5 protein-coding genes are annotated in these 8,664 nt (G+C 61.2%); 2 read left to right on the plus strand and 3 right to left on the minus strand.

Translation table 11 applies throughout. The features are described from left to right. Positions 1 to 21 precede the first annotated feature (21 nt). Positions 22 to 1,494 carry an argininosuccinate lyase gene (gene argH / locus BW11_RS01710; protein ID WP_043165461.1) on the minus strand — a complete coding sequence of 491 codons (1,473 nt, stop codon included), beginning with the start codon at positions 1,492 to 1,494 and terminating at the stop codon, positions 22 to 24. A 185-nt stretch (positions 1,495 to 1,679) separates the two neighbouring features. On the opposite strand from argH, the gene BW11_RS01715 reads away from it, so the two are divergent. Both BW11_RS01715 and BW11_RS01720 read left to right on the plus strand, forming a co-directional pair. Beyond that, positions 1,680 to 2,828 carry a macro domain-containing protein gene (locus BW11_RS01715; RefSeq protein WP_140444439.1) on the plus strand — a complete coding sequence of 383 codons (1,149 nt, stop codon included), beginning with the start codon at positions 1,680 to 1,682 and terminating at the stop codon, positions 2,826 to 2,828. Positions 2,829 to 2,953: 125 nt separating this feature from the next. Next, complete coding sequence (locus BW11_RS01720) at positions 2,954 to 3,682, plus strand: vWA domain-containing protein (RefSeq protein WP_258184471.1); 729 nt, start codon at positions 2,954 to 2,956, stop codon at positions 3,680 to 3,682. Positions 3,683 to 3,820: 138 nt separating this feature from the next. On the opposite strand, the gene BW11_RS01725 is transcribed toward BW11_RS01720, so the two are convergent. Together BW11_RS01725 and BW11_RS01730 are read right to left on the minus strand one after the other, a co-directional pair. Then, positions 3,821 to 7,060, minus strand: coding sequence for a type I restriction endonuclease subunit R (locus tag BW11_RS01725; protein WP_140444440.1), 3,240 nt, complete (start codon positions 7,058 to 7,060; stop codon positions 3,821 to 3,823). Continuing rightward, entirely contained in the window at positions 7,057 to 8,598 is a 1,542-nt protein-coding gene (locus tag BW11_RS01730; protein WP_140444441.1) for an RNA-binding domain-containing protein, read from the minus strand. Before BW11_RS01730 ends, BW11_RS01725 begins: the two co-directional genes overlap by 4 nt. Positions 8,599 to 8,664: the final 66 nt, after the last annotated feature.

Consider the following 8,664-nt stretch of genomic DNA (forward strand, 5'->3'; position numbering starts at 1 on the left):
AGATGGCGACGATGACAACCGTCAGAACGTGCCCGGAGTCTTGTAGGACGGGCCGTCGGAGGTGGAGTCGGCGAAGACCCTGAGCTCCTCCAGCTCGCGCTTGGCGTCGACGATCTGCTCGCGCACGCGGCCGTAGGCGGTGCCGCCCTTGCCGTTGCGGGAGTCGACCGAACCGTGGCTGGAGAGCACCTCGCGCACGCCCGGCGCCTTGTCCGCGGGCAGGAACGCCGCGAAGGTGGAGATGAAGTCCTCGTCGGTCAGATCCCACAGCTCCTGGCCGCGGCCCTCGGCGATCTTCACGCATGCGCCGGAGAGCTCGTGGGCGTGGCGGAACGGCACGCCGTTCTTGACGAGCCATTCGGCGATGTCCGTGGCGAGCGCGAAGCCGGTCGGCGCCTCGGCCTCGAGACGGTCGGCGTCGAAGCGCATGGTACGCACCATGCCGGTGAACGCGGGCAGCAGCACCTCGAGCGTGTCGACCTGGTCGAACACGGCCTCCTTGTCCTCCTGCAGATCGCGCGCGTACGCGGTGGGCAGACCCTTCAAGGTGGCGAGCAGACCGGTCAGATCGCCGATCAGTCGTCCGGACTTGCCGCGCGCCAGCTCGGCGATGTCCGGGTTCTTCTTCTGCGGCATGATCGAGGAGCCGGTGGAGTAGGCGTCGTCGAGCTTGACGAAGGCGAACTCCTGCGTGTTCCAGATGATGATCTCCTCGCTCAGACGGGAGATGTCGACGCCGGTCATCGCGGCGACGAACGCGAATTCGGCGACGAGATCGCGCGAGGCGGTGCCGTCGATCGAGTTGTCGGTCACGCGGGAGAAGCCGAGCTCGCGGGCGACGGCCTCCGGATCGGTGCCGAGCGTGTTGCCGGCGAGCGCGCCGGAGCCGTACGGGGAGGCGTTGATGCGCTTGTCCCAGTCGACGAGGCGTTCGACGTCGCGCAGCAGCGGCCAGGCGTGGGCCATGAGCTGGTGGGCGAGCAGCACGGGCTGGGCGTGCTGCATGTGGGTGCGGCCGGGCATGACGGTGCGGCCGGCCTTCTCGCTCTGGGCGATGAGGGCGTTGACGAGGTCGAGCAGGAGCTTCGCGATGACGCGCGAGTGGCGGCGCAGCCACATGCGGATCAGGCAGGCGATCTGGTCGTTGCGGGAGCGGCCGGCCCTGAGCTTGCCGCCGAGCTCGTCGCCGGCGATGTCGATGAGGCCGCGCTCCAGTGCGGTGGCCTCGTCCTCGTCGTCCTCGATCGGGGCGAAGCTGCCGTCGTCGACGTGTCGCTGGAGGGTGTCGAGCGCGTCCTCCATGCGCTTGAGCTCCTCGTCGGTGAGGAGCCCGGCGCGGCCGAGCGCGCGGGCGTGGGCGCGCGAGCCGGCGATGTCGTCGTCCGCGAGTCGCCAGTCGAACTGGGTGGACTTGGACAGACGGGCGAGCTCGGCGGACGGACCGGAGGTGAAGCGGCCGCCCCACAGGGCGAGATGTTCGGTGTTTTCGGCCATATGCTGCTCCTTTACGATGCTGGTTGCTTGGGTTGCTATGCGTTTTCGACCGTATGCCAGACTATCAGCGTTGCGCTACATAGCGTCGGGATTCATGGGGATGAATCCGTTTGCGATGAATATCCGCGGATATCCTATTGAGTGTATCGATGAGCGTATCGAGGTATCGCATGAGGGAGACCGTCATGCCGTTGCACCTGGTTCGGCAGGACATCACACGCTTGGATGTGGACGCCGTCGTCAACGCGGCGAACACCGCGCTGCGCATGGGAGGCGGCGTGTGCGGGGCGATCTTCCGCGCGGCCGGCGCATCTCGCATGCAGAAGGCGTGTGACCGCCTCTCCCCCATCCGAACCGGGCAGGCCGTGGCGACTGCAGGCTTCGACCTGCCGGCGCGGTACGTGATCCACACTGCCGGACCGGTCTGGCAGGGCGGCGATCACGGTGAGGAGACGCTCCTGCGCGCCTGCTATCGCAATTCGCTGACTCTGGCGGTGCGTCTCAAGTGCAGCGGTATCGCGTTCCCCCTGATTTCGAGCGGCATCTACGGCTATCCGAAGGCGCAGGCGCTCGACGTCGCCGTCGACGAAATCCGGCGCTTCCTGGATTCTTCAGAGGAGACACCGGAGGAGACGCCGAAGCGGGATGACCCGGACCATGGCGACGATCCGGCCGATCGAACGGATCTCGACGTATACCTGTGCGTGTTCGACAATGAGGCCTTCGCCGCGGGAACCGCGTTCGACCGGCAGCTGCGGGCATACATCGACGACCATTACGTAGCCAGCCACACCGATAGTCGACGTAGGCGCATGATGGCGATGCGCGAACTCGGCTATCCGAACGATGACATCGTCAACGACGGCGAGTCGGAGCTTCGTCTGGAATCACCGACTCCCCTGGCGCAATCCGTGACGAGCCTGAGCCCGACACCACGATCGGCCGCACCGGTAAGCGCTCCCCACTATTCGCAACGCGATGTGCTTGCCGATCTGGACGAACCGTTCAACGTGATCCTCTTGCGGCTCATCGACTCCAAGGGATTGAGCGATGTGGATGTGTACAAACGAGCCAATATCAGCAGGAAACTGTTTTCGAAAATACGATGCGGCAATGGGTACATGCCCGGCAAGAAAACGGTGCTCGCACTGGCGATCGCGCTGCGACTCGATCTCGACGAGACTGATGATCTGCTGGCATGCGCCGGCTACGCGCTATCCCACAGCGTGAAATTCGACGTGATCGTCGAATTCTTCATCACCCATGGCGTGTTCGATGTGCTCACCATCAACGAGGTCCTGTTCCGGTACGACCAGCCGCTGCTTGGGCAGTGACAGTCTGGTCCGTCGGACATCGCGTCACTGCGATGTCGCCTGCAAAGCGACCCATGCCCTCCTCCATGATGCGATGCTCGTCTCATCACCGGCAAAGCGCCGGAGATGAACGAAAGGAACGCATCATGATGGAACAGCTGAAGCACGGTATCGGCAGCGACGACCGCACCGACACCATTCACACAGGATCGGAACGAACGGAACTGGTATTCGTGGTGGATCGCAGCGGATCGATGTCCGGGCTTGAATCGGACACCATCGGCGGGTTCAACGCCATGCTTGCCAAGCAACGAGCCATCACAGGGACATGCACGGTGACGACCGTACTGTTCGACAATCGTCTGGAGACGTTGCACGATCACATCGACCTGCACGCGGTGAAGGACCTGACGCCCCACGACTACTGGGCGCGAGGCAGCACCGCACTGCTCGATGCGATCGGCTCGACCATCGACCGCATCGTCTCCGTGCAACGCCATACCGCGGAGGCTTTCCGCGCCGACCATGTGCTGTTCGTCATCATCACCGACGGGTACGAGAATGCGAGCCGTCGGTATTCGCTGCGGCGAATACGCAGCATGATCGAGTTGGAACGCACCCGATATCACTGGGAATTCGTATTCCTCGGCGCCAACATCGACGCCGTGCAAACGGCGGATGATTTCGGCATCGCGCCCCAATGCGCCGCCGATTTCCATGCCGATGGGCAAGGGGTCAAATCATCGTTCGCTGCCGTGTCACGCGCCGCGACGGCCGTACGAGGAGGCGTGAGGCTCGAAGCGGCCTCCGCCACCGCCGTGTTCCAAGACGTACGCGAGGACTATCGGTCGAGGGGGCGGTCGAAGCGACACTGAGGACTGTGCCAGGATCGTATTGCCGTCATCAGCCCGAAACCTCTCGCTGAACAAGGCATAACGAGATGCCACTGCCGTCATCCGATGGATACCTCTCGCGAAGCGCCCTCTCAACGAGAGGTATCCATAGTTAGGCAGTTAGGCAGCCTTTGTACCGGATTTGACGCTGTTCATGATTTCCGCGTCGACGTCGAAACCACCTTCGAGCACAAAGCGACGCAGCAGGGTACGCACCGTCCTGTTCACCTTTGGCTGCGATATGGCCGTGTGCAGGTATGCCTCGAGTGTGTTCCTCGAACGTTTCTTGTCGACCGAGTTGAACAGTGCGTCCAGTCGTCCGAACTCGTTGATGTTCGTTTCGTTGACGAGTTTGCCAGTGAACTCCTCCACCAGCGAACGCTCAACACCGAATCGGTCGACAAGCTTGCCTATCTGCTCTTCTTTCTCCCGGCGAGAATATCGGGTGATGTAGTCGCGCAGCGTCATGCCGTCCTCCACGCCCACATCGCCACGTTCCACGTCGTGCAGGAACAGTTCCGCCAGTCGCTGCTCGTCTGCGGACAACGTGGCGAACGACCGATGCAGCAGTTCGGATGCCTGTTCCAGCTCGGGGCTGTCCTCGCGCAGCGCCTTGAGCCATTTGGTGAAGTTGGCGTTCATGTAGTCCGTGTCGATCGGACCGGTGTCGATGGCGGTCAGATAGCCGTCCAGTTCGTACGGCGCCTCCATATCACCTCCACCGGTCTCATTGCCATCGGAACCACCCTCGAACAGTTCCTTATAACGTTTCGCCAAAATGAGATAGGTGCGCTCGTCGAGCTCGGGGCGCACGATCGTCTGGCTACCGTCCTCGTCCGTAATCGCGTACGACTCCTTGTCCCAATCGAACCCCTGCACCTTCGCCGATTCCAAGAACCGGTTCAATGCGATGAATTCCTTGGCGAACTTGCGTTTGGCCTCCTCCGATTCTGGCAGATGGCGCAGGTCTCCGTGCCCGGATGAGGAGAACACGTCGAGGATCTCCTTGTAGCGGGCATCCATGGCCGCCACGTTCTGCGGCAGTTTCTGCACGAACAGGTCGAGCGGACGATCGCCGGAATAGAGCTTGACCGCGCGTTCGATGTTGCGGCGCATGGTATGCGGCTTGCGGTAGTAGCGGATGACACCGAACGGCTTGTCCGGTCCGAACAACCGGTTGGTGCGGCTGAACGCCTGGATGATGCTCTCGTATTCGATGACCTTGTCCAGATACAGCGTGTTCACCCATTTCGAGTCGAACCCGGTGAGCATCTGGTCCACGACGATGAGCAGATCAAGACGCTGATCGCGTTTCGCGTCGATTCCGCCGTATGGTGTCTTGTGCGACAGGCGCGTCGAGATGTCCTTCTTCATGGCCGGCCATGTCGGGATGGTGAATTCCTTGCCGTATGCCGTGTTGTAGTCGCCAATGATCTCGGACAGAGCATTCTCTTTCACGGTCGCCCCAGCGTTGTTGTCGATGTTCGGGTCGAACAACGCGGTGATACGCAGCTGAGGCGCACGCTCCTTGAAGAGGCGATAGTAGCCGATCGCCTCGGGGATGGAGCTGGTGGCAAGTATCGCGTGGAACTTGTTCGCGTGGCTCAGCACGGGGAACTGTTCGAGGATGTCCGCAACCACCATGTCCTCGTGTTCACTGCCGATACCGTACTGGTCGTTCCCGAGGAAATCCTCGATGCCGGTGATCTTCCGTCCACCGTTATCGGTCAAGGAAGCCATCGGCACCTCGTTCTTGTTCATGTAGCGCTCATAGACCTCGGCCTTGGTGGGGTCGGCGAGCGCCTCCTCGACGCTGTCGGCCTTGGCCTGATCCAGAGCCACGGCCTTTCGTACGTCCGAATCCTTGTAGGTGGTGACCATGGTCGGGTCGAACCCGAGCACATTATGATCGCGGATGCCGTCGGCGATGCTGTACCGGTGCAAACATCCGCCGAAAATCATGGACGTGGTGGAGTTCTTCTTCTGGTTCTCATCGAGGATCGGCGTTCCAGTGAACCCGAAGTACAGCGCGTTGGGGAAGGACCTGCGAATGTCCTGCAACATGTCGCCGAAGGTGGAACGGTGACATTCGTCCACGATGAAGACGATGCGCTTGGCCGCCATGCGGTCGAGCTCGGCTTGGGTGACGCCGCCTTCTCCCGGTTTGATGTTGCTCATCTTCTGGATGGAGGTGACAATGAGCGTGTTCTTGGGATCGGTACTGGTGAGGCGATCCCGCAGCACACCAGTGTTCTCAGTGCCTTGCACATCATCCTCGTCGTCGGCGAAGCTGCGGTATTCCTTGAGCGACTGCGTACCCAGTTCGATGCGGTCCATCAGGAACACGACCTTGTCCGCATCCTTCGAATCGGCGATGAGCTGCGCCGATTTGAAGCTGGTCATGGTCTTGCCCGAACCTGTGGTATGCCATACGTAGCCGCCGCGTCGCCCAGGCGTCTCGGGGCGAGACTCCCAATCACAGGTGCGCACACGGTCGGATATGGCGTTCGCGGCGATGTACTGGTAGCTGCGCAGAACCTTGAGGCAGCCGTCCGAGGAGTCGGCGACGGTGTAGAAGCCGATGAGCTGATGGGCCATCGGGATGGACAGCAGGCCGGCTGTGCCCGATGTGCCGCCGATGAACCGCTTCCATTCGTCGGTGCCGGGTTTGTTGCCTCCGCAGATGGGCTCGTTGTTGAAATCAGCCCAGTGGAAGTAGTAGCTCGGGTTGAATCGGTCGACTCCAGGATTGGCGAAGTACACGGCGTCGTCCGGGGTCATACCCACGAAGATCTGCACGAGTCGGAACAATCCGGTGAACACGCCTTCATGCGCGTATTTCTCGATCTGCCAGGTCGCCTGACTGACCGGGATGCCGCTGCGCTTCAATTCGATGTGGATGAGCGGCATGCCGTTGATGAGCAAGGTGATGTCGCCGCGCCGCGAGTCGAGCATCTTGTTCCTAGCCGGGTAGACCGGCTGCTGGGCGATCTGGTAGACGCTTTTGCCGCCGGCGATCTCCCTGCGGTCGTAGATGTAGAGACTGACCTCCTTGCCGAAGTGCGCGGTATCCTCCTTGTTGTCGCGCATGATGGAGATGGTCCGCCCGTTGACGAATGAATTAAGGGCGAGCGGTGTGCGCAGCGTCTCGATCTGTTCGAGGATCTGCGCCATCTCGCCGTCAGTCAGAGGATACTGTCCGAGACAGTCCACGCCGCAGTTGTTGCGGTAGAGGATGCCCTTCCAGTTCTCGAGCAGATCCTTCTCGGTCGGATAGCGCAGCACACCGTCCGTCCAGCCGTGTTGTTTGAGCACCGAGATGACGCTTTCCTCGAATTCCGATTCCCTGTCGAAGATCATCGCCCCGTTCCTCCTTGAATCTCCCAGTGACCCGATTTGCGCGACCCTACTCGTTTGAGCAGACCAGCAGCGACCAGCACATCGACATCCCTGCGCACGGTGGCCGATGACACACCCACAGCGCGGGAAAGCTCATCATACGTAATGTCCGGCTGCGCAGTGATGGTGTCCATCACCGTTGTCTGACGACTGGTTATCTGCTCACCGGATGTGCTTATCTGCTCGTTTATCTGCTCATCCGATACGTTTATCTGCTCACCGGATGTGCTTATCTGCTCGTTTATCTGCTCATTATTCGTCACTGGAATGAGCTCAAGCGTGAGCGTCGTTCGCTCCGCCTCGCCGAACGTCTCCTCGATCTGCGGTTCGGGGAGTCCCGCCTCCGCCCATGTGGCGAAAACATCGGGTATGCCGGTTCCGGCCCGCTCCCCTACATCGATGAGCCCGAACATCCTCATGATGCCGGCGTTGCGCGGATCGGACATGCCTCCCAGACGCATCTGCTCGACGCCCGTTCGCACGTTCCCCGGATTCTCGAAGACGAGACGCGACGGTTCGCATCGCACCACCACGCCACGCACGCCGTAGTAGTCGGCGTTGAACAGGCAGTTCGCCAAGGCCTCACGGACCGCCTTGTGCATGGGGGTATCATCCACTCGGAAAAGACCGTCCAGTTTGAACGGCACTTTGAGCACCGACGTGAGCTTGCGGCTCACCTGGAAGAAGAAGTCGAAGACGTTGCCCGACCATAATCCGTCACCTGAATGTACGCGGTCGGTCCAGCGTATCGACGGGTCGAGCGCCTCACGGTAATCGAGGAAATAGTTCGGGCATTCCCGGAGGATGTCATAGTCGTTGCCGAACATGAGCATGCCGGCAAGTGTGGGGTGCAGCTTGCCATCCTCACGACTGACGGCTGCGGCGCCGATGGCCCGCAGGAACGGCTCGGTCCCGAGGGGATTCCACGAACTCTGCGCATGCGCCGTTTGGAAACGCATGCGATAGCCTCTGATGCTTTCGGCGTTGAGATCCGAGACGGAGAACTCGTCAAGTACCTTGCCGTCCATGCCTTCGGATGCCTGATCGCGCACCATGGATACGATTTCGCTTCTGGTGCAGCGGTAGTCACCTTCGCCTCTTCTGCGGTAGGTGCCGTTGTAGAGGTCGTTGTTGATGTGGACGGGACGCTCCTCGCGTGGAGCGCGGGGAACATGGATGGCGACGACTGCACCGCCATCCGTTTCCAGCAGTTCGACTTCGGACTCGATGGGCAGTACGGCACTCACCTTGGAGCGGTTGCTCACCGTGTTCCAGAAATCCTGACGCAGATGCTCGGCTTCGGGCCGTGTGAGTCCTACCGTCTCGAACGTGCCGTCACCGCGTTCCTTGACGCCGAGCAGGATGACTCCGCCGTAGGTGTTGGCGAACGCGGAGTAGGTTTCCCACATGCTGCGTGGCAATCCGCCCTTCGCGGCCTTCGCCTCGATGCGGTTGTTTTCCCGGTACGAATCAAGCCGGGCGATGTCGAACGTGTCCATGATTATCTCCCGTCACACGAACATCTTGTCAAGCAGCGATTTTTTGATGTTCCGCAGCAATTCCAA

Origin of the sequence: Bifidobacterium sp. UTCIF-38, from assembly GCF_006454495.1 — a bacterium.
Lineage (GTDB): Bacteria > Actinomycetota > Actinomycetes > Actinomycetales > Bifidobacteriaceae > Bifidobacterium > Bifidobacterium callitrichos.

What these genes read in the sequence shown, in the direction of transcription:
- argH (WP_043165461.1), bottom strand. Translation starts at nt 1,494, where the DNA reads ATGGCCGAAAACACCGAACATCTCGCCCTGTGGGGCGGCCGCTTCACC.
- BW11_RS01715 (WP_140444439.1), top strand. Translation starts at nt 1,680, where the DNA reads ATGCCGTTGCACCTGGTTCGGCAGGACATCACACGCTTGGATGTGGAC.
- BW11_RS01720 (WP_258184471.1), top strand. Translation starts at nt 2,954, where the DNA reads ATGATGGAACAGCTGAAGCACGGTATCGGCAGCGACGACCGCACCGAC.
- BW11_RS01725 (WP_140444440.1), bottom strand. Translation starts at nt 7,060, where the DNA reads ATGATCTTCGACAGGGAATCGGAATTCGAGGAAAGCGTCATCTCGGTG.
- BW11_RS01730 (WP_140444441.1), bottom strand. Translation starts at nt 8,598, where the DNA reads ATGGACACGTTCGACATCGCCCGGCTTGATTCGTACCGGGAAAACAAC.